The sequence below is a fragment of the Halomonas sp. ANAO-440 genome (genome assembly GCF_019915905.1).
GTDB classification, from domain to species: Bacteria; Pseudomonadota; Gammaproteobacteria; order Pseudomonadales; family Halomonadaceae; genus Halomonas; species Halomonas chromatireducens.
The window spans coordinates 46,792-72,006 of sequence record NZ_JAHXBV010000012.1 but is presented as its reverse complement, the minus strand read 5'-3'; the positions used below and the strand labels follow the sequence as shown (position 1 = coordinate 72,006).

Below are 25,215 nucleotides of genomic sequence, written 5' to 3'. Positions count from 1 at the left end.
CACTACATGCACCCACAGTCCGCACTCCAGTCGGTCACGCTCGAGCATCTCGTGATCATCGGCAACGGGATGGCTGGCCACCGGCTGGTTGAAGCCCTGGCCAAGCGGCCGGCCCTGTCACTGCGTATCACCGTGATCGGCGAGGAGCCGCAGCCAGCCTACAACCGTATCCTGCTCTCGCCGCTACTGGCCGGCGAGATGGAGCGCGACGCGCTGACGCTGCGCGATGCCGACTGGTATGCCGAACAGCGGATCGACCTGGTTCTCGGTGAGCGGGTCACCAACATCGACCGCCAATCGCGCCGCCTGACCACCGACGCCGGTCGCACCCTCGACTATGACCGCCTGGTGCTGGCCACCGGCTCACGCCCGGCGATGCCGCCCATTCCCGGGCTGGAACTAGCCGGCGTCCACGTCTTTCGCGACCTGAACGATGCCGACGCCCTGACACGTGCCGCGCAAGCCGGCGGCAGTGCCGTGGTGATCGGCGGCGGCCTGCTGGGCCTGGAAGCCGCCGAAGGCCTGCGGAAACAGGGCCAAGCCAAGCGCGGCATGAACGTGAGCCTGATCCAGCGTGACGACCGGCTGATGAACCGTCAGCTGGACATCACCGCCGCCCGGTTGCTCGAAGCCGAGCTCTGCAGCCGCGGCCTCGACATCCATACCGATGCCGGCCTGGACCACCTGACCGGAGACGACCAGGGCCATGTCACCGGCGCCATGCTGAGCGACGGACAGTGGCTCCCGGCCGAGTGCGTGGTGGTGGCCATTGGCATCACGCCCAACAAGGAGCTGGGCCAGGCGGCCCGGCTCGAGGTCAACCGCGCCATCGTCGTCGACGAGACCCTCACCACCTCCGACCCGGCCATCCACGCCCTGGGCGAATGCTGCGAATTCCAGGGCAATACCTTCGGCCTGGTGGAACCCATCTGGAAGCAGGTCGAGGTCCTGGCCGCGCATCTGGCCGGCGAGCCGACGGCAGGCTACGTGGAGACGCCCTGTGCCACCAAGCTCAAGGTGAGCGGCGTATCGCTCTACGCCTTCGGCCCCACCGAGGCGGAACCCGACCACGACGTGCTCACTTACCGCGACCCGCTGCAGGGCGACTATCGCCGCCTGCTGCTGTGCGACGGGCGCATCGTCGGTGCCGTTCTCTACGGCGATACCGCCATGGGGCCCTGGTACTTCGAACACTCGCTGGCCGGCACCGACCTCGGCCCCTGCCGTCAGGCCCTGCTGCTGGGCGCCGCCGATGCCGACGCCCTGCTTCACGAACACGCCAATCCAGACTCTCCGGAACGCCCCGTCAAGGAGGCCGCATGAACACGCCTAACGCCACCAAATCCCAGTTGATCGTCATCGGTAACGGCATGGTCGGCCACCACCTGGTCGAGCAACTGGTCGAACATGGCGCCACCGAGCACTACGAAATCACCGTGTTCGGCGAAGAGCGCCACCTGGCCTACGACCGGGTTCACCTCTCCGAGTATTTCAGCGGCCGCGACGCCGACTCGCTGGCCCTCTCCACCGCCGAGTACTACGCCGAGCACGGCATTGCTCTTCGCTTGCACGAGGCGGTCACCGCCATCGACCGCGACAAGAGCGAGGTGACGACACCCCAGGGCCGCTACGCCTACGACCGCCTGGTGCTGGCCACCGGCTCCTATCCCTTCGTGCCGCCGATCCCCGGCAACGACCGGGAAGGCTGCCTGGTCTACCGTACCCTGGAGGATCTCGACGCCATTCGCGCCATGGCCGAAACCGCCAATACCGGCGTGGTGGTGGGCGGCGGCCTGCTCGGCCTGGAAGCCGCCAACGCCCTGCGCGGCCTCAACCTGGACACCGCCGTGGTCGAGTTCGCCCCCCGGCTGATGCCGATGCAGGTCGACAGCGAAGGCGGCGAGCTGCTGCGCGAGAAGATCGAGTCGCTAGGCGTGCAGGTGCTGACCGGCCGCGCCACCCAGGAGATCGTCGACGGCGAGGCCAGCCGCCACCGCATGGTGTTCCAGGACGACAAGGTGCTGGAGACCGACCTGATCGTGTTCTCCGCCGGCATTCGCCCCCGCGACGACCTGGCCCGGGACTGCGGCCTGGAGATCGGCGAGCGCGGCGGCGTGGTGATCGACGACCGCTGCCTGACCAACGACCCGGCCATTCTCGCCGTGGGTGAGGTGGCGCTGTGGAACAACAGCATCTTCGGCCTGGTGGCCCCCGGCTACCAGATGGCCAAGGCCGCCGCCGCCACCCTGCTCGCCACGGCCAGCGGCAGCCAGGACGGCAGCTTCAAGGGCGCCGACATGAGCACCAAGCTCAAGCTGATGGGCGTGGACGTGGGCTCCATCGGCGACGCCCACGGCGACCGCACCCCCGGCGCACGCATGTTCCGCTTCCTGGATCCGATCAAGCAGCAGTATCGCAAGCTGGTGGTCTCCAGCGACGGCAAGCGCCTGGTCGGCGCCATGCTGGTGGGCGACAACAGCTACTACGACACCCTGCTGCAGTACTACGCCAACCGCATGGACCTGCCCGAGGACCCCGCCGCGCTGATCCTGCCCTCGAGCGAAGGCGCGCCCACCCTGGGCCCCGACGCCCTGCCGGAAACGGCCATGATCTGCTCGTGTCATAACGTGACCAAGGGCGACATCTGCGCGACGCTGGATGCCGGCGCCGTCGACCTGGGCGCGGTGAAGGGTGAAACCAAGGCCAGCACCGGCTGCGGCGGCTGTGCTGCCCTGCTCAAGAGCGTGGTCGATCACGAGCTGGAAGCCCGCGGCGTGGAGGTCGACAAGTCGATCTGCGAACACTTCGCCCACACCCGCCAGGAGCTCTACGACATCGTCCGCGTCGAGGGCATCAAGACCTTCAGCGAGCTGATGGAAAAGCATGGCTCTGCGGAGTCTCATAGGCTCGGCTGCGATATCTGCAAACCGGCGGTAGCCTCGATCCTCGCCTCCTGCTTCAACGAGCCGATCACCGACGCGGCCCACATCCCGCTGCAGGACACCAACGACACCTTCATGGCCAACATGCAGAAGAACGGCACCTACTCCGTCGTTCCCCGCGTGCCGGGCGGCGAGATCACCCCCGACAAGCTGGTGGTGCTGGGCCAGGTGGCGCAGAAGTACGCGCTCTACACCAAGGTGACCGGCGGCCAGCGCATCGACCTGTTCGGCGCCCGCCTGGAAGACCTGCCGGCGATCTGGGGCGAGCTGATCGAAGCCGGCTTCGAGACCGGCCACGCCTACGGCAAGTCGCTGCGTACCGTGAAGTCCTGCGTCGGCAGCACCTGGTGCCGCTACGGCGTGCAGGACAGCGTGGGCATGGCGATCCAGCTGGAGCACCGCTACAAGGGCCTGCGCGCCCCGCACAAGATCAAGTTCGGCGTTTCCGGCTGCACCCGCGAGTGCGCCGAAGCCCAGAGCAAGGACATCGGCGTGATCGCCACCGAGAACGGCTGGAACCTGTACGTGTGCGGCAACGGCGGCATGCGCCCGCGCCACGCCGAACTGTTCGCCACCGACCTCGACGACGAACAGCTCTACCGCATCATCGACCGCTTCCTGATGTTCTACATCCGCACCGCCGACCGCCTGCAGCGCACCTCGGTATGGCGCGAGAACCTGGACGGCGGGCTGGACTACCTCAAGGAAGTGATCCTCAAGGACAGCCTCGGCATCGGTGAGGAACTCGACCGGCAGATGCAGACCGTCATCGACGCCTACGAATGCGAATGGGCCAACGCCATCAGCGACCCGGAGAAGCTCAAGCGCTTCCGCAGCTTCGTCAACGACGCGCGCCCGGACCCGGACATTATTTACACCACTGAGCGCGGCCAGCTTCGCCCGGCCTAATGGAAATCGCTGCGCGAGCGAATCGCGTTGTTGCGCGGCACCCCGAAGGCTCGCCTAACCCCACGTTATGTCTCGCCTTCGGTCCGCCGCGCGCCTAGCGCTTCATCCCGCTCGCCGATTTCCCGAAACGAATCTGGAGATTAAAAAAATGAGTTCAGCAATTGCGGCCAAGACCATGACCCAGACCTGGCAAACCCTCTGCACCCGCGCCGACCTGGTGCCCTACTCCGGTATTGCCGCCTGGGTGGAAACCCCGGAAGGCCCGGCACAAGTCGCCATATTCTATTTGCCGGGGTACGAGCAGGAGCTATACGCCATCGACCACCACGACCCCTTCTCCCACGCCAACGTCATCGCCCGCGGCATCGTCGGTGATATCAAGGGCCAGCCCGTCGTCGCTTCGCCGATCTACAAGCAGCACTTCCGCCTGGAAGACGGCCAGTGCCTGGAAGACGACAGCGTAGCACTGCGCAGCTGGAAGGTGAGCTTCAAGGGCGATGAGGTGTGGATCGAGGCGTGAGGTTTCAGCCATTGGAAAAGAAAAAGCCGCCGACGCTGGGATAGCGTCGGCGGCTTTGGGTAAGTCGCGAATGTCGGCTAATTGTCGGTAGCCTACCTTCATCTCAGCCGCGAAAGGCGGCCTCGATCTTGGCGATGTCGATCTTCTGCATCGTCATCATGGCATCGAATGCCCGCTTGGCGGCGGCGCGGTCGGGGCTGGTGAAGGCTTTCGTCAGCGCGATCGGCGTAATTTGCCAGGAGATGCCCCACTTGTCCTTGCACCACCCGCATTGGCTCTCCTCCCCGCCATTGCCGACGATGGCGTTCCAGTAGCGATCCGTCTCCTCCTGGTCTTCGGTCGCCACCTGAAACGAGAACGCCTCGCTGTGCTTGAACATAGGCCCACCGTTCAGCCCGAGGCACGCAACGCCTAGCACGGTGAACTCCACCGTCAATACGCTCCCCTCCTTCCCCGCTGGGTAATCCCCAGGCGCTCGATGCACCGCGTCGATCGAAGAATCAGGGAATGTCTCGGCATAAAATTGCGCGGCTTCCTCAGCGGCGTCATCGTACCAAAGGCAGATCGTGTTCTTTGTCATGTGCTTCATCATTAGCTCCCTTCAGTGGGTGATTGCTGTGGGTGGCAAGCTAATGTCGAACGGAGCTGATCGAAATCGACAGGGGTGGTGGTTAACGCCCGGCTCACGGGCCGGTTTGGAGTTAGCCGCTCTCGCGCCGGTAGTGCATGGCGACCGCGCCGCTGCGGAGCGGCTTCGCCGAGATCAACTCGAGCCGTCGCGTGCCGGGCAGCCCGCTCTCGTACAGGGTCGGGCCGTGGCCGGCGATCCTGGGGTGGACGAGGAACTTGTACTCGTCGATCAGATCCAGCCGGTCCAGCTCGGTCGCGAGCTTGCCGCTACCGAGGAGCACGCCGGCAGGGGTCGCGTCCTTGAGCTTCTGCACGTTCATGCACAGGTCACCGGCGATGTGGTGGCTGTTGGTCCACGGGAAGTCCGTTCGCGTCGACGACACCACGTACTTCGGCTTGGCCTCCAGCTTGACCGCCCACTCGCGCATCACTGGCGCCGCCTCCTCATCGCCGCGAGCGACCGCCGGCCAGTAGCCCTCCATCATCTCGTAGGTGACGCGGCCCCACAGCATCGCCCCACTCTCATCCATGAGGCGGGTGAAGAAGGCGTGTGTCTCGTCGTCGGCGATGCCTTCCTCGTGGTCGACGCAGCCGTCCAGGGTGACGTTGAGACTGAAGGTTAGAAGTCCCATGCCATTTACTCCGAGTTTGGTGTCACTCTAAATTGTCGCTTATCGACGAGTTCCTTGCAGCGGCTACCTACATTTCTCTCTAACCATTAGGCTGGTGAAAAATATCTAATAGCTCGGCATTCGTTGGATATTTTTCCAATAATTCAAGTAACTTCTGCGCACCTTCTGCTGGCTTAAGATTTGTCAAAGCTCTACGCAACGCCCTTACTTTTTCAATATCTCTTGCATCAATCAAAATCTCTTCTCGACGGGTGCTGCTTTTGGCAATATCTATCGCAGGAAAAATCCGTTGATTTGCCACTTCCCGTGATAACACGATTTCCATATTGCCCGTGCCCTTGAACTCCTCGAAAATCACCTGATCCATACGGCTTCCCGTATCCACCAGCACGGTGGCCAGAATGGTGAGCGATCCGCCGTTTTCAATCTTTCTCGCGGCGCCAAACAGTTTGCGTGGTATTTCCAACGCTCGGGTATCCAGCCCACCCGACATAGTGCGACCATTGCCTCGCTGCTCGGCATTATGAACCCGCGAGAGTCTCGTAAGAGAATCAATCACAATCATGACATCATGGCCGTCGCCTGCTTGCTTACGAGCTGTCTCAAGAAGCTTATCCGCCACACTTACATGTTGTGTGTAGCTTTCATCTGAAGACGATGCATGTACTTCTGCCGCAACACTGCGCTTAAAATCTGTCACTTCTTCAGGGCGCTCATCAATAAGCAAGGCATACAGCTTTATGTCAGGATAAGCTTCTGCCACGGCCTGACAGATATGTTTTAACATCGTCGTTTTGCCAGAGCCTGGCGGCGCAACAATCAACCCTCGTTGCCCCATCCCAATTGGTGTAATTAAATCCATCGCTCGCACACTACGCTGATTAGAACCTAGCTCTAAATAAATGCGTGGGGAAGGATGAATAGCGACTCCATTTAAAAAACGTTTTTCGGAATCTTCAGGGAATTGATCTGCAACTTCGTCGGCGGGCTTGGCATCTATCTGCTTTTTCACTTTCAAAGCTAGTATTTTTCTCGCCATAATGTCGATGAATCACCTTGAATAACCTGAATTTATAGAATAACTGCATCATAGACCAGCCGACCTGTCGCGTCGTTGCGATACCTGGGATGGAAAACCGACAAGTCGAGTTTATGCTCGATCAGGTAATGCACTGCGTGCTCAAGGGTACCGGGTTGGAGCTGATTTTGGTAGTGGATTCACCACCATGGCGTTTTGATCATGGTTGTAGAGCTTGAAGCGGGGCATGATGACCACTCCTAGGCTGTTTTTCCGATCCTACCAAACCGACGGAGGCTACGGGCTTTTTCTACAGCCTCAACGCTTGCAGCATGCACGCCCACGGAATGGAGCCGAAGTTGCAATGTAGTGGGCGTCGCCATGCCTGCACTTTTTATGACCGAATTCTCAGAGCTTATTATTGCCTCGGTCATCACCAGATTTTTCACCAGTTTTGCTCGGCCAATTTGGGTTCTGTGCAGCCAACATATAGATCTCATCATCCATACTGTGCATCTTAGAAAAGTGAGATATTGGCCCCACTTTTCCGGGCTCAATCTGGGACATGCAGTAAATGTCAATGTTGCCGTATTTGTCTTCGATCTGAGCAAGCTCTTCGATTAGCTTTCTTACTTTCATACGATTATCTCCTAGTTAATCTTTGTGGCCACTGAATGCACGTGCCATAACGCCCGCCATCACCGGTGACAAAACCACAGCGAAGCGGCGGTTTTGGCATCCGGTGAATGGCTTGGTTATGTGTTTTTTCCATAATACTCGCTGAGAAGCTTTTTAGCGGAAGAAACCAACCTTGCATCCTTTTTATTTTGTGTAGCTGAGATGAGCAAACCCACAGATTTATTTTTTATCGTCAAGTCACCAATTCCATACTTATCGACAACTTTTATCCAGTTTGATCGTGGTTTCTCGAGCAATATTTTCTCTAATATTCGCGTGTCGCTTGGTAAAACATTATTAATGTAGTAAGACCATCTTTCGTCTGTCACCTTGCTTAGAATTCTTGACGCTTCAGGTTCGGCCGACCACGCTACCCCATAGGTATTTCCTAGAACCACTGATAAAAGTGCAGTAATACAAGCTGGTAAAGCAGGAGTGGGGATTGTGCTACCAAGTTTACCTAACTCTTTTACTGGAGCAGCTTCGTTGTAGAAATTATTCATACCGTCGTGGGCTCTAAGGACAGAAGTCGCAGCCTTAACGAAGGTGTCACTACGAAGATTCTCGGGTACATAGTCAAAGCCACGAACCTTTGATAGCGCGCTTTTCAACCCAGAAACCGTGGATGTTTTTCCATCAGCATAGGTCTCTGCATAGGTGTGACCAACCTGCCACTTCTCTGACTCTCTTAGCTGAGGCCATACAACCGGGAGCAATACATTAATATTTGCAAGGACATGTTCAAGATTAGCACCAACATTTTTCTTCGCAGCACTCATCAAAACGCTAACAGTAAGCTTTAAGAAAAAATACGGCGAGCTTTTTAGCATCTCAACTCTTTGATCTTCTTGAGTTAAAGTCTCTCCTTCGAGGGCTTCTCTGAATTCCACGAACTTTTTGGCGACCTCTACTTTTGGTCTACCAAGAACAGCTTTTACACATATTTTTAATGATGAGAGCGCTTCAGTTTCGTCGATTTCTTCAGAATCTGACTCATCAATATCCAACTGGGAGAAGTGCGTGATAATCTCGTGTGTATGGCGTAGCCGAAGTGCATCCGTTTGGGTAACTATACCAAGTTCTTCAGCTAATTTAATCGCATCCTTGGCAGTTAGTATATCTTCAACATCATCATCTTCATCGAGATTAGGCCTGTCTAGCATTTCACCAATAAGTGTGATGCCGACTGTTGACAACTCCTTTTTCAAGGCTGTTATTGTTTTGCCCCACAGGTAGCTAACCGCCATCTCAAAATGATTAGACTCGAAAGCTGAAACAATTTGCTTTCTATCTTTGTTAGAGAGTTGGGCCGCATAGCTAGAGATCTCCAATGGCGTCTTCGCTGTAGCTGGCAAAATTTCACTTGTCTCTTTTTGCCAAAGCACGATATCAGTCATTATGACCTCCAAAAAAATCTGACCATCCATCTTGAGATTGCATAAATGCTGCTCTCAATCCACTTCCAACTTTTCCCTTTAAGGTGGAAAATGCTCTCTTTCTAGCGCCGCCTATCACATTATCTTTCTTGCTTGACTTAACAAAGCAGTTATACCCAAGAAGCTTTGCAGTGCTGTCAAAAATAAGAATCCCGTCCGAATTTAACATGCCTTTTAAAAGACTTGCTTTACTTTCTATGTAGGAAGCCGGGATATCGTTTTTCTTCAACGACGCTATAAGAATGGGAAAATCGATTGGCTTATCTAATATTACACCATCATCTGATAAGAATTTTGGTGCTCTTTTCATATTTGTTACTGCGATCAAGCTCCCATGCGACTGCCTTAAAGATTCAAATAGGAGCTTCTTAAGAAAGCTAGTCGTAGCTTCCTTGTGCTCGGGATCTACTGATTCGCAAATTGTCGACACAAGGTCATTTAGATAATGGAGAGGCGGTTTGGCATTTTCTTTTCTATGGTCAAGAAAAATATAGTGATATTCACCGTTATTCGATCGCACCTCGACACATTCATCCGCAACCTGAAAAACTTTAACTAACTTAAAGTCTTCTTCAGGCGTCATTAGTACGTCGTCAACAAGTACTGAAATTGGACTTTCAGACCCCCTGAACAGGCCATATTCAATGTTGTCACTATTATTCTGTATATATAGGAGCCAGCCTTCTGTCGCCAAGGGTGCGCATTTTTTTAGTGACTCTTTGATACCATCGACATCAGGCGACGAACTCCCGATCTTCAGCGCCTCACCACCTGGCAATAAGGTTCTTATCTGTTCAATATTATTTGTAATGTAGACCTTGGGACAAAGCTTCACTCCTTCCTCTTGGTATCTTGCTAATTTAACGATCAACTCGACAAGATTTAGAGTGTCTCCCAGAATTGGCAAAGCGGAGGCGTGGCAAAACTCTGCGACACCACCGACTAGCTGAGATCTAAATGTTATATTTTCTGCCATGCTTTAAAATCTCACCTCGTTCGGATGCCTCTCACTGTCTAAGAAATACACATAACGCCCGCATTTGTGGTTGTTTTGGAGCGCAGCGGAAAAACAGTCCGGCAACATGCGTTTGTTAGGCGATTTATTGCTCAAACTGTAAACCATACGTGATTCGAACCGTCCCAACCATAATGCTTTTCATGAAACGCTTTCATGGCTGCAACATACTGGGAAAGAATTAATGTAACATCACTTGCCTGGGGAACATCGTCCTCATCCAGAACATCAAGAAAATCAATTGATTCTTCATCAGCCAATACAATCCTGATTTTTCCTAGAAGCCGATTTACTATCTTTAACTTACTTTTACTTACTGCTGAACCAGGTTTCTTCTTTGAAATTTCTTTGAACTCTGAATACATGGCCTCAAGTAAAGGTGTCATAGTATCGTGTGTTCTAGCTTTTTCTTCGGTTGTACGCTCTTTGTCTCTATTCATTATCAGTCCTTCAATTTCTTTGGCTTTACTGTTCGAATCAAGACCATACCATCATCATCAACGTTATCATCTTCACGACCTTCAATACGCCAAAACCAATACCCACCTTTAATAATTACATTATCCGCCCTTAATTTCTCGAAGCATTGCAGATATTGTGAAAGTATAAAAACGACATCGCTGTTTTGCGGTATATCATCCTCATCAAATTCATTAAAGTCTTCAAAGGGTTTGTATTTATCAGATAAAAAGCCATTACTTTGTGAAATTAAGCTATTTACAAACTTCAATTTAAACTTGTTAACCGCGTCATTTGGATTCTTTTTTGAGAGAAGGGATACTTCTTCATAAATACTCAGCAGTTGCCCTGATAGTTTCTCAAATGCATCGACATTATCTCTATTCATTGTTTTTCCTTAAGATGGGCACGAGCGCCGGAATTCAACATATTTCTTTTTAAGAATCTCAATTGGCGCACGCTGTTTGCTCTCATAGACGTCAACCATTAGTTTTAAATCATCATCCGTGATAGCTATTATGCACTTTCTTTGGGATGACCATAAATCAATGGTATTTGTAAGCATTGCTTTAGGCAAAGGGTTTCTAGTTAGAAATATACCAAATCTACCAATATTAGATTGTAGGTACCGGTTAAGCTGGTTTATATGATCGCGCTCAATTTTTTTAACATTTTTCATTTCTATGACAAGTTGTCGATTTTCATACTCAACAAAAATTTCATCAAGAAAGTCAACGTCTCTATTGTTATAAAAGATTAGATCACGAATATGCCGACCGGATTCAGTTCTGCTTTGCGTCTGGGCAAAGTCTAGATGAGGATAGAATAATGTGGCTAAGAGATCTGCTGCCAAATCCTCATACTTCATATCAGCCCCATCCTCTTTTCCTGTATTAAGCTTAAGAAGCTCGTTTAATTTTCTTTTAGCTGACAGGACTGGTATCTGACTAAATAGCGGATCATTTTTGCAGTCTTTTGCTGTCCTATCTTTATACTTTACGTATTCTTCAATGACTCCATAATTTTCTCTGTTGAAGTTTAATACTTTAACTCTTTCTTGTGGCTCGTTCGGATTGAATATCTCATCTCTAGGGCAATGAGACTTAAAGTAATCTTCAAAATTAATCCAAGGGTTGAACCGAAGCCAACGCTTTGGCGTGAATATTAACGGCTCTCTGGTCTTTGGATTTACTGGAAGAAATAGCTTTTGATTAAAATCGAATGAGTTAGCTTGATAGTTATATACCGAGTCTAGTATAACTCCCTCGGTAGGTATGTCATTGATTTCACATTGTTCAATTGTGAAATCAATAAGAAACGATTTTATATAGTTACAAGAAATATCGCTTATTCGATCCTTAGATATTCCTGATATATAAAGCTGAATCATTTCAAAATGAGTGAAACCAAACTGACTGTATTCTGGAATATCTTTGAATAGATTAAGAATTTCGCTTGCTTGTTTGGGACCTATCTTTAACCCTTTACGTGTTTTTGAAACACCTAGGCCAACTTCAGGGCATTCTGATAGATTAATAAGGGTTTCAACTGCTTCGCTTTCACGCCCTTTTTTATCAGATAATTAAGGTGGTTAAACGAGTTTGTAATAGCTGTATGCAATGATTGATCTTGCATAGATGGCGATTTCCACAATAGAAATGGATCGACATATAGTGGAATGTCTTCGTCAAAAAACTGTATCGCAAAATCTAAATCAGATTGCGACTTATGTATTCCATGATGGTCGGTTAACCTTGGTCGGAATATTTCCATATGCTCTCAATTATTTTTCGCCTAACAGTGATTGGACCGCACGTCCTGATATTGAATGAACATCATGCGAGTTCAACAATATTATCTGACGCTCTTCCTTTCTCCCAATTCATTGATTTTTCTCTATCCTAAGTATAGCTCGGCCGCCTATGCAGAATTCGCGCGCTTGTGCGGTTTGCCGGAACCAATAATACTGTATGCATATCCATTTCCTGAAGGAGCTGCCAAATGGATACGCACAACAAGCCACCGAAGCTGATGGACCGGGTGAAGGCTACCATGCGTGTGAAGCGCTACAGTCCACGTACCAAGACAACCTACTGCTACTGGATACGCTACTTCATTCGCTTCCATGGCGTGCGCCATCCTTCCAGCATGGGAAGCTCCTAGGTACGCGCCTTCCTGGAGCACCTTGCGATGGGGCGCCATGTGGCAGCCGCCACGCAGAACCAGGCGCTGAATGCGCAGCCCTCTGGGATAAGGGAGGATCGAAACATTCAGGCACGCTACCGCCAGGGGATGCTGCTCACCAGCCCCCTCCCTGGCGGTTATTGGCCGCCGGCATGCCTCCACCGGGTTGAAAACCCGCTTCGAAACATGTGCTTATATGCAGCTAACCAAATGAACCATCGGCCTGCGTTGCCGCCTCTTGAGAAAAAGAAGCGATCGATGCAGGTCCGCATTGAGTCTCCCTCGCCTGATACCCAGCGCTATGCCACATCCTGCACCTCCCGACACTTAGGATAGGCCGAGCATCCCCAGAATCGGTTGCCGGCGTTGGCGTCCCGCTTCGATGTGCGCAACACCATGTCGCTGCCACACTTCGAGCAGGTTCGTTCAGCGCTGGACTCGAACCGGGCCTTGAGCTGCTTCACGTGCTGGCGATGCGTTTGCCGGTTGGGCGCCAACCGGCCGGTTGTAATGCTTTCCAATACTTCCTGGACCTGAGAATCCGACAGCACAGGCTCCCGGAACAACTTGATGTAGCGCACATAGCCACCACCGATGGTGACGTTGCCAGGCATCCTGGTCTTGAAGACGGCGCTGCCGGAGAAGACCACCAACGAGTGAATGGTGTCCGCCGGCACGTCGAGCAGGGCTTCCAGCGCTTTCACATGCTTGTAGTTCTGACGCAGCGGGTTCTGGAACTTGAACGACTTGCGGTAGATCTTCTGGGTCCACTGCGCCTGTCTTTCGCTGCCAAAGATCCAGCCCGTCATGTGCTTGGTTTCGATGACGAATATGCCGTAGCGGGAGACGAGTACGTGGTCGATCTGGGTGGTGCCGTCGGGCGTGGCAAGCGTAACGTTATGGATGCCTCGGTATTCATCCGCCGGCAGCCGCAGCTTGGCGATCAGCTTGACGAAGGCTTCGCCGAAGATGCCCTTGAACCAGCGAGACTTGAAGATGCTGAGAAGCACGACGACGGGAAGCACCCACCACAGCGGCCTTGCGGCTTCAAATATGATCGCGTAATCCAAGATGTCATCTCAGCTGTGGGGTCCCGGCTTCAGGCCTTTGCTTCAGCCCACTTAGCCCCAAGCTAACGGTTTCATACGTGTAAATCTACGTAACGCGGCTGATTTTTGACCTAGGTCGCGTCAGCATGGGAAATGGCTTACGCCATGTAAGCAATTCCTTACATGGGTGGTTTTCAATTCTCGCCAAAGGGGAATACAAAGCGCAGCGGCGCGGGTCCGGGATTGACCGTCTTCCCCGTACCGCTGCCGTACTCCAGCACGCAGCTATCCGGGCGCAGGGACTTTGGTGATGGCGCGCTTTTTCTGGTGCGCACTTTCGTCGCGAATGAGGCGATTGGCGCAGCGCGTAGCACTTTTGTTGGCATGAGAGGGCAAGCCGCCAGCTTTCATGCAGCGCGCCGGCTTCGCAAAGGTCACTCCATGCTAGACTGGCCCGGAGGCCAAAGGCCTCGACTGCCCGCTTCCGTCCGCTGTGCGGACGTTCGATGGGACAGTTTCATGCGCTCTACTCATGGCAAGGAGGCCATATGTCAACATCTTCAGATAACGGCAATCGACTGACGGATTTAAAACAATTCGGTACTGACCCCGGGTCATTGCATGCGGATACCTATATCCCGGAAAACTTCCCGACGAACGGACCGCTCATCGTCGTGCTACACGGCAGCACCCAGTCTGCCGAAAGCTATGATCACGGATCAGGCTGGTCTGCTCTCGCCGACGAATGCGGGATAGCGCTCCTATATCCGGAGCAAAGAAAGACCAACAACCCCCTTAGCAGCTTCAACTGGTTCAAGTCTGGCGATACCCACCGCGGCGGCGGTGAACCTCTCTCTATTCGCCATATGATTGAGCAGGTCGTTGAAGATCATGGCATCGACCCGGCGCGCGTCTTCATCACGGGCTTGTCCTCGGGTGGCGCCATGACATCTGTGATGTTGGCGACCTATCCGGAGGTGTTCGCGGGGGGCGCGATCATCGCCGGGCTGCCCTACCGCAGCGCGGACTCCCTGATGCAAGCAATGGTTCGCATGAAGGGAGTTGGGGGCCCATCGGATAGCAAGCTCGACGCGCTAGTACGCGGCGCCTCGACATTCGACGGCCCTTGGCCAACGATCTCGGTCTGGCATGGCGGCAGCGACTCGACCGTCGACAATGCCAACGCCGATTCTATCGTCCGGCAGTGGCAGAAGATTCACGAGGTCGAGGGACCACCGACACGGGTGGAGAAGATTGACGGTTTTCCGCGACAGGTATGGTGCAACGCGGACGGCCGGGAGGTGATCGAGGAATACATCATCGAAGGAATGGGCCACGGCACCCCGATCATGGCCGAGGGAGACGAGGGCCTCGGGGAAGAAGGCAAGTATATGCTGGAAGTCGGCATTTCCTCGACCCGCCACATAGCGCATTTCTGGAACCTTACGTAGTAGGGGAACTGTGGCCGGGCGTTTCATGACGATGCCGCTCAACACGTGTAAAGCACGGCTGTACGGCAACGCTCGGCCGTCGTATTCAGCGACCGCAGGCTGCCATTTAATGGCTTTGTTAAAGCCATTCCGGGCGACCTCTCAGCCTTGCAAGAATATACAGCCATCAGCCCAATAACGATAAAAGTGCCTATCATTGCAATGTAGACATATCCTGGAATCTGCTCTTGGTACTGTTCCATGCTTGTGAGATACAAGACCAAGCTGGGCACATTGTGGGTCACTTGGACTAAAAGCCATAGTGAGAACTACCATAGTACTATTGCTGTGACTTCTTTCGTGGTCATACTTTACCCTTTAACGCTGACGTTAGCTCGCAGCCCCGTCAGGAGCACTCGATCGCGTGGGCTAGTGGCGCCGACATTACAAGATATTCCAGCTCTTCAAGACCTTTGTTGTAAAGCTGATGCGGGACCCCAGCGGGGAGATGACGCCAGCGCCGCTGCGCGCTTCCAAGGCCTCGCAAAAAAAGCTCAAGATTAATATGGGCAAGCCGATGAACTTTATACTAGGCAAAATGCAACTTAATGTTAGCAAATAAGCAATTAGTATATCCGAGTGGACGGCACCGGCAGTGGCTAATGGATGCAGAGGCGCCTTGGCGCCATGAAGCCCGCCGAGCAGACGAAATCGAAGCCGAGCGCAAGCGTGCTGTCGTGAACTGTAGAATCCTGGCGTTGATGCGCCAGTGGAGGTGACGCCATGAACTGGACCAAACTCCCTGACAACTGGTGGTGCAACGAATTCGGCGACCAGATCCACCGCTACGAGATCCTGGACGACGAGGACCGATGCCAGACCGAGTACCACCTCCGCCACGCAGGGGAGCGTCTGCCTTGGAGTGGCAAAACCCACACATTGGCCGAAGCCCAGCGGCAGTTGGAGCACAGCCGGATGTCGATGACCTGAGAATCAGCGTTTCCTCTGGCTCACGGCACTCTATAGCACTGCTCCGCGAAGCCCGTACCCACCTGGCGAACGGAGACCAGCTTCAGCGGCGGGTTCGTAATGCGGCGCTCCAACAGCGGTATTTTCTGACAAGGATGAGCTGCTTCTGGCACCTGGAAGATGAGCTTCGCCACGGCATAAGAAAAATTTATGGTCAGTGCAGCTTTAGCTCGCGACTGGCGCCGTCAGGCGGCTGGATAACAACCCACTCGCTTAATGTAACTTGATGTAAGTCATAACCTGCCTCTGGCTCAGCGCGTACGCTGAACGCATGATTTCCTACTTTTCTAGACGAGCCCTCCTGACCATGGATTCCTGATCTTGAAGGGCCACCTGATGCCGGCGGGATGCATCGGAACAGGACGCCCAGGGACGACCGTAGGGTAGCAATGCCGAAGCCCCGAATGAGGCTAAGCACTGCCGCCGCGAGCCTTCTCACGCAACACCCCACTTAGACAAGGGCCCGTGCATGCATCCTTACCAAGCGAATCAAGACCATCGCCGGGCGGTGCTGCAGGCAATGTTACTGGTCACCATCGCCAGCTCCCTTGTCTTTGCGGCCCTCAACTTCCCCGACAGCATGATTCTGGTCGCCTGGATCCAGGTAGCCCTTGCCGCCTTCGCCGCTGCCCTGCTGGTCGTGGTTCGTCGCACCCAACGAGTACAGGCATGGTGTTTGCGCTTCATGCTGGTGTTGCTGTCAGCGACCATCCTGCTGCTCAGCCGCCCGGAAATTTCGGCGTACGCCTTCATCTGGCTGCTGGTCATCCCGCTGATCAGCCATCTCCTGCTCGGTTCCCGGCTGGGTCTGCTGCTCTCGGTGGGCTATATGTCGGTTGGCGGGGCCATCTATTTGTACCGCTTTGGCGGCAGCCCCGAACTCGTTCGGGTGGAGGTACTGGCCAACGCTGTCATCGCCGCTCTAACCACCCTGGGTATGTCGCACTTTTACGAACGGACCCGCGAACGATCCGAGCTGAAGTTGACGCGCCTGGCGGCAATCGACCCGCTTACCGGGCTGGCCAATCGCATGCGTCTCAACGATGTCTTCCTGTGGGAGCAGGCACAAGCGCGGCGCAAGGGGACTCCGCTTTCGCTGCTGATGCTGGACCTGGATCTCTTCAAGCGGATCAACGACGAGCACGGTCATGAGGCCGGCGACGCGGTGTTGGTCGCCTTCGCCCGTATGCTGCGCGAGTGCTTGCGAGAGACGGACCTCATCTCACGCTGTGGCGGCGAGGAGTTCCTGGTACTGCTGAACAACACCGATGGCAAAGGCGCTATTGCCGTTGCCGAGGCGTTGAGGCAGAGCCTGGAGCAATTGGCCATCGCGTACCGGGACAAGACCCTGAAGCTCACCGTCAGCATCGGCGTCGCCGAATACGGGCCCGACGGGATGGACCTGGATACGCTCAGCCGAGTCGCCGATGAACGGCTTTACCAGGCCAAGGCGAATGGTCGTAACTGTGTCTGCGGCAGCCCGGCAATGGGGGCCGCAGTTGAGCCGACGACGGCTGTCGTCGAATAGCTGGGGCAGCCGGGCCGTATCCGCAAAATGGGCCAAGCCTTGGTCCGCCCGGCTTGGCTGGCATGGGCATTTCATGAGCTGAAGCTATCCTGATTGGCATTGGTTTCTATCAATACGCAGATTCGACCCTGACAACAGCCGTTTGCCAACAACCCGGAGCCCGTTCATGTCACGTGCTATCGACATTCCTGCCGCCGACGGCACCATCGACGCCCATCTCTTTACGCCCGCTGACGCCGATCGCCCCCTTCCGGCCGTGGTGCTGTTCACCGATATCGGCGGCCTGCGCCCCTGCTATCACGAGAAGGCCCAGCAGGTGGCGGACAACGGCTACGCCGTGCTGATGCCCAACGTCTACTACCGCAATGCGCGCGGCCCCGTGGTGCCGGAAGGCAAGTCCTTCCGTGACCCGGACGTGCGCCCTACGCTGTTCGGGTATGCCGGCGAGCTGACTGCCGGAGCGCAAGCACGCGACTTTGCCGCCCTGCTGGACTGCATCGACAGCGAGAGTGAATTCGAGAAGGGAAAGATAGGCGTAATTGGCTACTGCATGACCGGCGCCTTCGCCCTGCGCATGGCCGCCAAACACCCCGACCGCGTGGCCGCCGCGGCGGGCTTCCACTCGGCCAACCTGGCAGTCGCCGGCGACTCGAGCAGCATCGTGCATGGGATCGACACCATCAAGGGGCGCGTTTATCTCGGCCACGCCGACAAGGACGACCTGCTGCCCCCCGACCAGATCGCCCGCATGGACGAGGCGCTGGCCATGGCCGGCGTGCATTTCACCACCGAGCTCTACAAAGGCGCTGCCCACGGCTTCACCGCCAAGGACGCCCCCTCCTTTGACGCCACCGCCGACGCCCTGCATCACAAGCGGATTGCCATGCTCCTGGAGGAGACGCTGCAAAGATAGCGCCTGTCGAATCACAAGCGGCCCCATAAAAGGGACCGCGATAGTGGGAAAGCGAAACCGTCTTTGATTATCTAGCGGTGGCTTCGCCAGCCATGACGCGCCACCGCATAAGAGAAAGAACGCTGTTGGAGGCAGCTTTAGCTCGCGACCGCGGTGTTGCCTAGCCTTACCGATGAAGATCAACAGTAGCGCTGCCACAAAAGTAAAAAAACAACTGCTTTAGCTTCTACCAGGTAGTGACCTATAGCCATCTCCGGCATAGGGGTTGGCCAAACAGAATCGCAAGGGTTCTTCAGCGCTCCCCGGGGGAAGATTCGGTGCTGGAAGAATACAGGCGATACAGGCTACGCCCTTCGCTCTTGGCTTGATACATCGCCTTGTCTGCTCTTCCAAGCACGTCAGAGTGGGTCATTTCATGCTCATCGAGCATCGCGATCCCTATGCTCACGGAAACGTTCAGGCTGATTCCCGCCAGCGAAACGGGATGTTCCAGGGCACGCAGGAACCGAGTGGCAACCGTGATGGCTTCTTCTGCATGCTCGATCCCCTCCAGCAGGATAGCGAATTCGTCGCCGGAGAGGCGGGCAGCCAAGCCGGGCGGCCTGACGCTCTGTTTCAGGCGCTCGGCTATTTCCCGCAGCACCATGTCTCCCATGATGTGCCCATGCTCATCATTGATCGCCTTGAAGCTGTCGACATCGAGGAACATGATGGCAAACCCACTCCTCTCCCCGCCCGCATCACGCCGTCTGGGTAACTGCTCCAGTCGCTCAAGCAGGTGCGCCCGATTGGGCAGGCCCGTCAGGTGGTCGTGCATCACCTCATGCTTGAGTTGCTGCTCCACGGTCTTGCGGGTGGCGATCTCTTTTTCCAGCTCCCAGGTACGTTCCCGCACTCTGAGTTCCAGGGTGGCCTTGGCCTCGCGCAGAGAGGCCAGGGCACGCTTGCGTTCGAGACTGCTGGCGATCTGGCTGGAAACGAACCGCAAGAGCTCCGAATCCTTCGGCTGAAAGAGGGTGTCATCGCGATAGCTCTGCACGGCCATGACTCCCAGTACCCGCCCTTCACAGCGTAACGGCACGCCGAGCCAGGAGTGGGGGCGCCTTCCCTTGATGGTAATGCTGCCCTCGGCCTCGAGAGCTGCGATCTGGCGTTTGTCGAGCAGCACATCCGCGCCGAGGCGCAAGACATGTTCGGTCAATCCATCGCGAAGGCGCCGCTTCGGGCTCGGTGGATCATAGTCGTTGGCATAGTAGGCGAAGTCGATCGCCTCGCCATCGTCAACCAACAGTGCGATGAAGAAATTGTCGGCATAGAGCAAGCTGCCCAACTGGTAGTGGATCGTGCGGTAGAAGTCCTTCTCCCGGCCGGTGTCGCCCGCTTGCTCTGCGATATGATAGAGCGCCCGCTGGATCAGCTCGTTACGCTTGCGCTCAGCGATCTCCTGAAGCAGCTTGGCGTTGGCGTCGGCCAGCTCCCTGGTGCGCAGCGCCACTGCCCGCTCGAGGTTCTCCCGATATTCTCGCCGCTGCAGCGTCGTCAGAATATGGCTGGCCACAAAGCTCAGAAGCGCCTGGTCCTCAGGCCCGTACACTTCGGCCTCTTCATAGTGCTGAACGACGAGAATCCCATGCACCTGACTCCCTTCGAGCATGGGAACGCCCAGCCAATCCTTCGGTGCCACCCCCAGCGGCCGGAACTCCCCCGGCAATTCGGCACCGATCTTGTCGAGGGTTCCGCGAAGCGGTTTGCCCAGGCGAATCGTGTACCAGGTGAGGCTGTACTCGATGTCATCCAGCGGGATCGGCGCCTCCATTCCGGCCGCCGTCACATCGGAGAATGGCGTCGCGACATCGGCAAAATAGAGAAATCGAACGTGCTGTGAGTCCTGGTCATAGCGGGCAATGAAGAAATTATCCGCATACATCAGCTCGGAGATGATGCCGTGCAGCCGGCTGAGTATCACGCTCATCTCCAGCTGTGCTCCAGAGAGCTCAGAGATGGCATAAAGTGCCCGCTGAACCCGTTCTGCCTTTTCGAGTTCACTCACCTTGTCGAGTAGCGCCTGGTAGGCGGAACTCGGCACCACGCCATCGCCAAGTGTCATGCGCTGCCCCTGTTCGCTGCCTCATGCTGCTATATTGGCATCATCCCACCGTTCTTGATACGTGGTTCTCAGGGAACGGGGAACCCGACACACCCTGCTGCGAACAGAGGTGGCCAGCCAGTGCCGGGGCGCTTCAGCGCAAAGGCTACTGCTGCTTCCACTGATACATGATGAAATCGCTCGGTCCATCCGTGTAGCGGTCGTAGAAGGCCCCCGCCAGCCTGCTTGTGAGCCGCGTGGTAACGAAAGAACATGCCGCCTGTCTTGAGTGTACCGAGCTGCCTAGTCTGGGGCCACCTGATTCCCGCAGCATGCAGCTGGTGAAAATCGGCGATATAAAAGCATCTTTCCCGTAAATGTTCATCACCCGTTGGCGGGTAAAAAAAGAAGAACTTATTGGAGCTGCTGTTGTTCAGGCCCATCGATATCGGCAAGCTGCATACTGCGCCAGATAACGACGGCTCGGCCCAGGAACATGCCGCCAAACAAGCCGTAAACCAGGCTGACAGAAGCGGCAAAGGTGGCCGTATCGGCCATGGGCAGCTGCATCCCAACGATGACGCCCACGGTGAACTTGGCACAGAAGATAGCCAGCATGATGATAAGCGGCTGCCAGCTTCCCGGCACCAGAAAACTCTGCTGCTGCGGGGAGAATCGCACGCCTCTTGGGATGGCGAGCTTGATATGCAGCAATACGGCGAGGCCGATGCCAAACGCCCAGAGTGCCAAGTTGATTGGATCGGCGCCGAACGCATGGATAAGACCGTAACATCCAAGGAAGAGAAAAATCGCCGGGATGATGCCCAGCCGGGAGAGGCCGACGGTACGAGCCTTGCTCTGCTGGACTCCCCTATAAAGCAGAAACAGCAGCAACGGCCATACCCATAGGGGCGTGTTTGTGATTATCTCGATCAGCATGGTCGATTCCCTCCGACTTGTATTGCCTCAGCATAGGCAAGAGTAAGACAAGCGCCCCAGTCAGTGCTCACTCACGCAGCAGACCCGCTGGAATGCCCCTTCCCATTCATCGGGGGTAATTTCGCGTACGCCATCCAGCAATCGCTGGCGACCTTTTCCCCAGCCCCCGGTAGTCGACTTGCTACAAGTTGGGCATGGTCTTGGAAACGTGCTCGGCAACTTTAGTTTACCCTTCACGATCCAACGGGATGGCAACAAGGCCTGACGAACCCGAAGGGTGGTCCAATGGAAGAGTCTCGTGTAGAAGACACCAAGCGCTTGCTGAAGCATCGCCTTTACCATGATGAACTGCCGGAGGAGCACGAAGATCCTCTGACGCCGTTCATAACCGGCACAGCCGCAGGCGTGTCCGGCGCCGAAGGCGTGGACTTCCCCCGACAAAGTGGACACGCCACCATCAGTTAATCTCCTCGAACTCTATCGGAGTCCGGTAACCAAGGCCACTGTGCAGCCGATGGCTGTTATAGTAGCCATCAATATAGCCCCTGATATGTTTTCGTAACTGACGCAACGTCATGAAGCTGGTAGCGTGCAGCAATTCTCCCTTCAGCGTTTTGAAGAACGACTCCACTTCGGCATTATCAGTGCATTGTCCCGGGCGATTCACTTCAAACGAGGTAAGGGGCGCTCAGGCACCCCCAGGCTGACTCACGACCTGAACGATGCTGGCGTATCAATCTGCCGAAATACGGTGGCCGCCAGCCTTGGCCGGCAGAACCTGCGGGCGAAAGCCGCTCGCAAGTTCAAAGCCACCAGGAATTCAAGGTATGGTCTGCCAGTGGCGCCGCATCAGAAGTGGGTCGGCGATATCACCTACCTGGAGACAGGGGCAGCGACGGCACAGTGCACTTGGGATGATCAGCCCAGAGGCCTTCGAGGCCCGAATGATCGCTTAGATCAGTGTCCATTAATGCTGGGCAAGATCACTTCCCTATTTCCACTGATAGATGATGAAGTCACTGGGTCCGGACGTGTAGCGGTCATAGAACGCCCGGCCACGCTCGTTGAAGTGCACGGGGTCCAACGGCCAGCTCCAGACGGTATCTACGGTGGCCTCTTCCATCGCCACCTCATCGAACTCGGAAAAGCCCTGGATATGCTATTGGCCGCACGTTAATTCATCGCTCCCTCATCGCCGGCAGGCCAACTCCAGTCGACTGGAAGCCGCCATCCGCGGCCACCACCTGACCAGTCACGTAAGCCGCCTTAGCGGAACACAGGAAGACAATCACTTCGGCGATCTCGCGCTCCGAGCCGTAGCGGTTAAGCGGAATGGCATCGTGGTAGGCGGCGCGGATTTCGGCGGTGTGCACGGCCAGGGCCAGCTTGGTGTCAACCGGACCGGGGGCCACGCAATTGGCGCGGATGCCGTGCTCACCAAGCTCGGCGGCCTGCTGCTGGGTCAGGTGGATAACAGCTGCCTTGGAGGTGCCGTAGGCGACCCGCAGGGTGCTGGCGCGCAACCCTGATATGGAGGCGATGTTGACGATCGCCCCGCGAGTGGCCTTCAGCAGCGGTAACATGGCCTGGGAAGTCAGGAAGACGCCGTCGAGATTGGTGGCCATGACCTCTCTCCAGGTGGCGTAGTCGGTCTCTTCCAGAGGACGAAAGTCGGCGACGCCGGCGTTATTGACCAGGGCGTCGACCCGGCCGTGGAGATGCGTCAGTACCCGGGCCAGCTCGGCCACCTGGTCTGGCTCGGAGACGTCGCATACCTGCGGCTCGGCGCCGGCCAGAGTGGCCGCAACCTTCTCCAGCTCGGTAGCGTCGCGATCGACCATCACCACCAAAAACCCTTGTTCGAGGAAGAGTTGCGTGGTGGCCAAGCCGATGCCACGGGCGGCACCGGTTACTACGGCGATAGGGGGAGAGGTCGTCATTACTGGCTCCTTGTCGGTCGAATCAGTTCAGCGCGTCAGCATCAGCGACAGCGAAGGGAATGCAGCAATTATCGCCAGGCCTACCAGGCAGATCAGCATGAACGGCATGGCGCCCTTGGCCACCTGCTCGATGGAGAGCTTGGTCACGTTGGCCGCCACGTAGAGGTTGATTCCCACCGGCGGGGTGATCAGCCCGATGGAGAGGTTGACCATCAGTAGCACACCGAACCACACCGGATCCCAGCCCATCTGGTGGACCACCGGCAGGAAGATCGGCAGCGAAATGAACATCACGGTGACGGCGTCCATGAACATCCCCACCAACAGCAGGATCAGCATGATCACCAACAGGATCACCCATTCGTTGTCACTCATGCCCAGCAGCAGGCCTGAGTAGGTGCCAACCAGGTCATCCACGGTGACCACCCAGCCGAACAGGCTGGCGTAGGCCACCACCAGCATCACCACCGCCGAGGACGCCGCAGCATCGCCGAGCGCCGCGTAGAGCTTGGGCACGTTCAGGGTGCGGTAGGCCAAGGCCCCGACACACAGGGCATACACGGTTGCCACCAACGCCGCCTCGGTGGGCGTGAAGACACCGGAGTAGATGCCCCCCAGGATAACCACCGGCGTCATCAGGCCCCAGAAGGACTCGCGGAAGGTCAGCCACAGCCGCCGACGGTAGGGTTGGTCGTGATAGGGCATCAGCCCCAGGGCCCTCAAGCTGGGGGAGTCCTCCAAGCTCGCCGCCCCTGCCGAGTGGTGAGAGACGCGCCCCAGCGGCAAGGTCAGCATCATGATCAAACCCATCAGGGTGCCGGGCAGGATGGCAGCGAGGAACAGCTTGGAGATGGAGGTCTCGGCGATCACCCCATAGATCACCAGCCCGATGGAGGGCGGTATCACGATGGAGAGCGCCGCCCCGGTACAGACCAGGCCCGCCGCATAGGCACGCCGATAGCCGTCTTCTTCCATGCCCTTGATGATCATCGGACCGATCGCTGCCACCGAGGCGGGCCCTGACCCGCTGACCGCCCCCCAGAACAGGCAGACCACGGTGCCTACCACCCCCATGCCGCCCGGCAGCCCCCCGACCAGCACACGGAAGAAACGGATCATGCGCTCGGCGATACCCAGCGAGCCCATCAGGGTCCCCGCCAGGATGAAGAAAGGGATCGCCAACAGAGAGAACTTGGTGATGCCGGTGGCGATCAGGTCACCGGCCATATCCAGGCCGAAGCCCATGTGCCACATGGCATACACGGCGGAAAGACCCAGCGAGAAGGCTACCGGCACGCGCAGCAGCAGCAGCAGGAAGAACACCAGGACCATCCGGGAGCCAGCAGTGAGGTCGGTGAAGAGCTCAAACATCGGGAATGCCCTGCTCCGCGGCACGCCCCTTGCGAGCCTCCTCCACCAGGCGCTGCAGGTAGCGGACGATGATCAGCGCGAAGCCGAACGGTACAGCCACTTGATAATACCAGGCCGGCAGACTGAGCCCGTAGGAACGCACGCCGGAGCTCAGCTGATGCATCAGCACCTCCCAGGAGAAGTAGGCCGAAAGGGCCAAGAGGAGAATGGACAGCGCCCCGGAGATCACGAACACCACCCACCGCAGGGCCGCGGGAAGGGCATCGTAGAAGAGGGTGACCGCCAGATGCTCACCACGGCGAGCGGCGATGGCGGCGCCGAAGACGGTCAGGATCAGGAAACCGTTGGTCAGCAGCTCCTCGGTGGCCGCCAGAGAGTAATTGGTGCCATAGCGCACCACCACGTTGGCGAAGCCCAGCAGAGTCATGCCAAGGAATAGCGCCGCGCAGACGATCTTCTCGGCTTCTCGCAACAGGAATCTCATATCAGGCCCAGTCTCGGCAGAAA

At 56.3% G+C, this 25,215-nt stretch carries 24 protein-coding genes and 2 pseudogenes; 10 read left to right on the top strand and 16 right to left on the bottom strand.

What is annotated here, in order from left to right; translation table 11 throughout:
- Positions 1–6: 6 nt before the first annotated feature.
- The 3 genes from KZO25_RS10560 to nirD all read left to right on the top strand — a co-directional run bounded on the left by KZO25_RS10560 (position 7) and on the right by nirD (position 4,371).
- Positions 7–1,323: an NAD(P)/FAD-dependent oxidoreductase gene (locus tag KZO25_RS10560; RefSeq protein ID WP_223136933.1), complete on the top strand. Its 1,317-nt coding sequence runs from the start codon at positions 7–9 to the stop codon at positions 1,321–1,323.
- Complete coding sequence (gene nirB, locus KZO25_RS10555) at positions 1,320–3,851, top strand: nitrite reductase large subunit NirB (protein ID WP_223136932.1); 2,532 nt, start codon at positions 1,320–1,322, stop codon at positions 3,849–3,851. Before KZO25_RS10560 ends, nirB begins: the two co-directional genes overlap by 4 nt.
- Positions 3,852–3,999: 148 nt before the next feature.
- Entirely contained in the window at positions 4,000–4,371 is a 372-nt protein-coding gene (gene nirD / locus KZO25_RS10550) for a nitrite reductase small subunit NirD (RefSeq protein ID WP_223136931.1), read from the top strand.
- 103 nt (positions 4,372–4,474) lie between these two features.
- Here the strand turns inward: nirD and KZO25_RS10545 are convergent, their stop codons facing one another.
- The 9 genes from KZO25_RS10545 to KZO25_RS10505 form a co-directional block, all read right to left on the bottom strand.
- Positions 4,475–4,960 (bottom strand): VOC family protein, encoded by a 486-nt coding sequence (locus KZO25_RS10545; RefSeq protein ID WP_223136930.1) that lies wholly within the window; start codon positions 4,958–4,960, stop codon positions 4,475–4,477.
- A 112-nt stretch (positions 4,961–5,072) separates the two neighbouring features.
- Positions 5,073–5,633, bottom strand: a complete 561-nt coding sequence (locus KZO25_RS10540) for a dihydrofolate reductase family protein (protein WP_223136929.1) — start codon at positions 5,631–5,633, stop codon at positions 5,073–5,075.
- Positions 5,634–5,712: 79 nt separating this feature from the next.
- The gene (rho, locus tag KZO25_RS10535; protein ID WP_223136928.1) at positions 5,713–6,672 is read right to left on the bottom strand and encodes a transcription termination factor Rho; all 960 of its coding nucleotides are present in this window, start codon (positions 6,670–6,672) and stop codon (positions 5,713–5,715) included.
- A 387-nt stretch (positions 6,673–7,059) separates the two neighbouring features.
- Positions 7,060–7,290, bottom strand: a complete 231-nt coding sequence (locus KZO25_RS10530) for a hypothetical protein (RefSeq protein WP_223136927.1) — start codon at positions 7,288–7,290, stop codon at positions 7,060–7,062.
- 116 nt (positions 7,291–7,406) lie between these two features.
- On the bottom strand, positions 7,407–8,726 hold the full coding sequence (locus KZO25_RS10525; RefSeq protein ID WP_223136926.1) for a hypothetical protein: 1,320 nt from the start codon (positions 8,724–8,726) through the stop codon (positions 7,407–7,409).
- Entirely contained in the window at positions 8,719–9,741 is a 1,023-nt protein-coding gene (locus tag KZO25_RS10520) for a hypothetical protein (RefSeq protein ID WP_223136925.1), read from the bottom strand. The genes KZO25_RS10525 and KZO25_RS10520 overlap by 8 nt, the downstream gene beginning before the upstream one ends.
- Before the next feature lie 131 nt (positions 9,742–9,872).
- Complete coding sequence (locus tag KZO25_RS10515) at positions 9,873–10,220, bottom strand: hypothetical protein (RefSeq protein ID WP_223136924.1); 348 nt, start codon at positions 10,218–10,220, stop codon at positions 9,873–9,875.
- 2 nt (positions 10,221–10,222) lie between these two features.
- Complete coding sequence (locus KZO25_RS10510; RefSeq protein WP_223136923.1) at positions 10,223–10,627, bottom strand: hypothetical protein; 405 nt, start codon at positions 10,625–10,627, stop codon at positions 10,223–10,225.
- A gap of 9 nt (positions 10,628–10,636) precedes the next feature.
- Complete coding sequence (locus KZO25_RS10505; protein ID WP_223136922.1) at positions 10,637–11,629, bottom strand: hypothetical protein; 993 nt, start codon at positions 11,627–11,629, stop codon at positions 10,637–10,639.
- 611 nt (positions 11,630–12,240) lie between these two features.
- Between KZO25_RS10505 and KZO25_RS10500 the strand changes: the two genes are divergently transcribed.
- Entirely contained in the window at positions 12,241–12,402 is a 162-nt protein-coding gene (locus KZO25_RS10500; protein WP_223136921.1) for a phage integrase N-terminal SAM-like domain-containing protein, read from the top strand.
- A 320-nt stretch (positions 12,403–12,722) separates the two neighbouring features.
- Here the strand turns inward: KZO25_RS10500 and KZO25_RS10495 are convergent, their stop codons facing one another.
- Complete coding sequence (locus KZO25_RS10495) at positions 12,723–13,493, bottom strand: NERD domain-containing protein (protein ID WP_223136920.1); 771 nt, start codon at positions 13,491–13,493, stop codon at positions 12,723–12,725.
- A 527-nt stretch (positions 13,494–14,020) separates the two neighbouring features.
- Here KZO25_RS10495 and KZO25_RS10490 point away from each other — a divergent pair.
- The 4 genes from KZO25_RS10490 to KZO25_RS10475 all read left to right on the top strand — a co-directional run bounded on the left by KZO25_RS10490 (position 14,021) and on the right by KZO25_RS10475 (position 18,372).
- Entirely contained in the window at positions 14,021–14,923 is a 903-nt protein-coding gene (locus KZO25_RS10490; protein WP_223136919.1) for an alpha/beta hydrolase family esterase, read from the top strand.
- Between the two features lie 762 nt (positions 14,924–15,685).
- Complete coding sequence (locus KZO25_RS10485) at positions 15,686–15,892, top strand: hypothetical protein (protein ID WP_066448188.1); 207 nt, start codon at positions 15,686–15,688, stop codon at positions 15,890–15,892.
- 508 nt (positions 15,893–16,400) lie between these two features.
- Complete coding sequence (locus tag KZO25_RS10480; RefSeq protein WP_223136918.1) at positions 16,401–17,459, top strand: GGDEF domain-containing protein; 1,059 nt, start codon at positions 16,401–16,403, stop codon at positions 17,457–17,459.
- Between the two features lie 166 nt (positions 17,460–17,625).
- On the top strand, positions 17,626–18,372 hold the full coding sequence (locus tag KZO25_RS10475; RefSeq protein ID WP_223136917.1) for a dienelactone hydrolase family protein: 747 nt from the start codon (positions 17,626–17,628) through the stop codon (positions 18,370–18,372).
- Between the two features lie 292 nt (positions 18,373–18,664).
- On the opposite strand, the gene KZO25_RS10470 is transcribed toward KZO25_RS10475, so the two are convergent.
- Both KZO25_RS10470 and KZO25_RS10465 read right to left on the bottom strand, forming a co-directional pair.
- A complete protein-coding gene (locus tag KZO25_RS10470; RefSeq protein ID WP_223136916.1) occupies positions 18,665–20,479 on the bottom strand; it encodes a diguanylate cyclase domain-containing protein in 1,815 nt (604 codons plus the stop codon).
- Between the two features lie 393 nt (positions 20,480–20,872).
- The gene (locus KZO25_RS10465) at positions 20,873–21,397 is read right to left on the bottom strand and encodes a DUF6622 family protein (protein WP_223136915.1); all 525 of its coding nucleotides are present in this window, start codon (positions 21,395–21,397) and stop codon (positions 20,873–20,875) included.
- Between the two features lie 285 nt (positions 21,398–21,682).
- Between KZO25_RS10465 and KZO25_RS10460 the strand changes: the two genes are divergently transcribed.
- Entirely contained in the window at positions 21,683–21,862 is a 180-nt protein-coding gene (locus KZO25_RS10460) for a hypothetical protein (protein ID WP_223136914.1), read from the top strand.
- On the opposite strand, the pseudogene KZO25_RS10455 reads toward KZO25_RS10460, so the two are convergent.
- Positions 21,855–22,064, bottom strand: a pseudogene (locus KZO25_RS10455) (integrase core domain-containing protein); the annotation flags it as partial. The gene KZO25_RS10460 and the pseudogene KZO25_RS10455 overlap by 8 nt on opposite strands.
- A gap of 12 nt (positions 22,065–22,076) precedes the next feature.
- On the opposite strand from KZO25_RS10455, the pseudogene KZO25_RS10450 reads away from it, so the two are divergent.
- Positions 22,077–22,283: pseudogene (locus KZO25_RS10450) on the top strand (IS3 family transposase); the annotation flags it as partial.
- 292 nt (positions 22,284–22,575) lie between these two features.
- On the opposite strand, the gene KZO25_RS10445 reads toward KZO25_RS10450, so the two are convergent.
- Genes KZO25_RS10445 through KZO25_RS10435 form a run of 3 tightly spaced genes read right to left on the bottom strand, consistent with a single transcriptional unit; the run spans position 22,576 to position 25,192 of the window.
- The gene (locus KZO25_RS10445; RefSeq protein ID WP_223136912.1) at positions 22,576–23,337 is read right to left on the bottom strand and encodes an SDR family NAD(P)-dependent oxidoreductase; all 762 of its coding nucleotides are present in this window, start codon (positions 23,335–23,337) and stop codon (positions 22,576–22,578) included.
- A 27-nt stretch (positions 23,338–23,364) separates the two neighbouring features.
- The gene (locus tag KZO25_RS10440) at positions 23,365–24,708 is read right to left on the bottom strand and encodes a TRAP transporter large permease (protein ID WP_223136911.1); all 1,344 of its coding nucleotides are present in this window, start codon (positions 24,706–24,708) and stop codon (positions 23,365–23,367) included.
- Positions 24,701–25,192 carry a TRAP transporter small permease gene (locus tag KZO25_RS10435; RefSeq protein WP_223136910.1) on the bottom strand — a complete coding sequence of 164 codons (492 nt, stop codon included), beginning with the start codon at positions 25,190–25,192 and terminating at the stop codon, positions 24,701–24,703. The genes KZO25_RS10440 and KZO25_RS10435 overlap by 8 nt, the downstream gene beginning before the upstream one ends.
- Between the last annotated feature and the right edge of the window lie 23 nt (positions 25,193–25,215).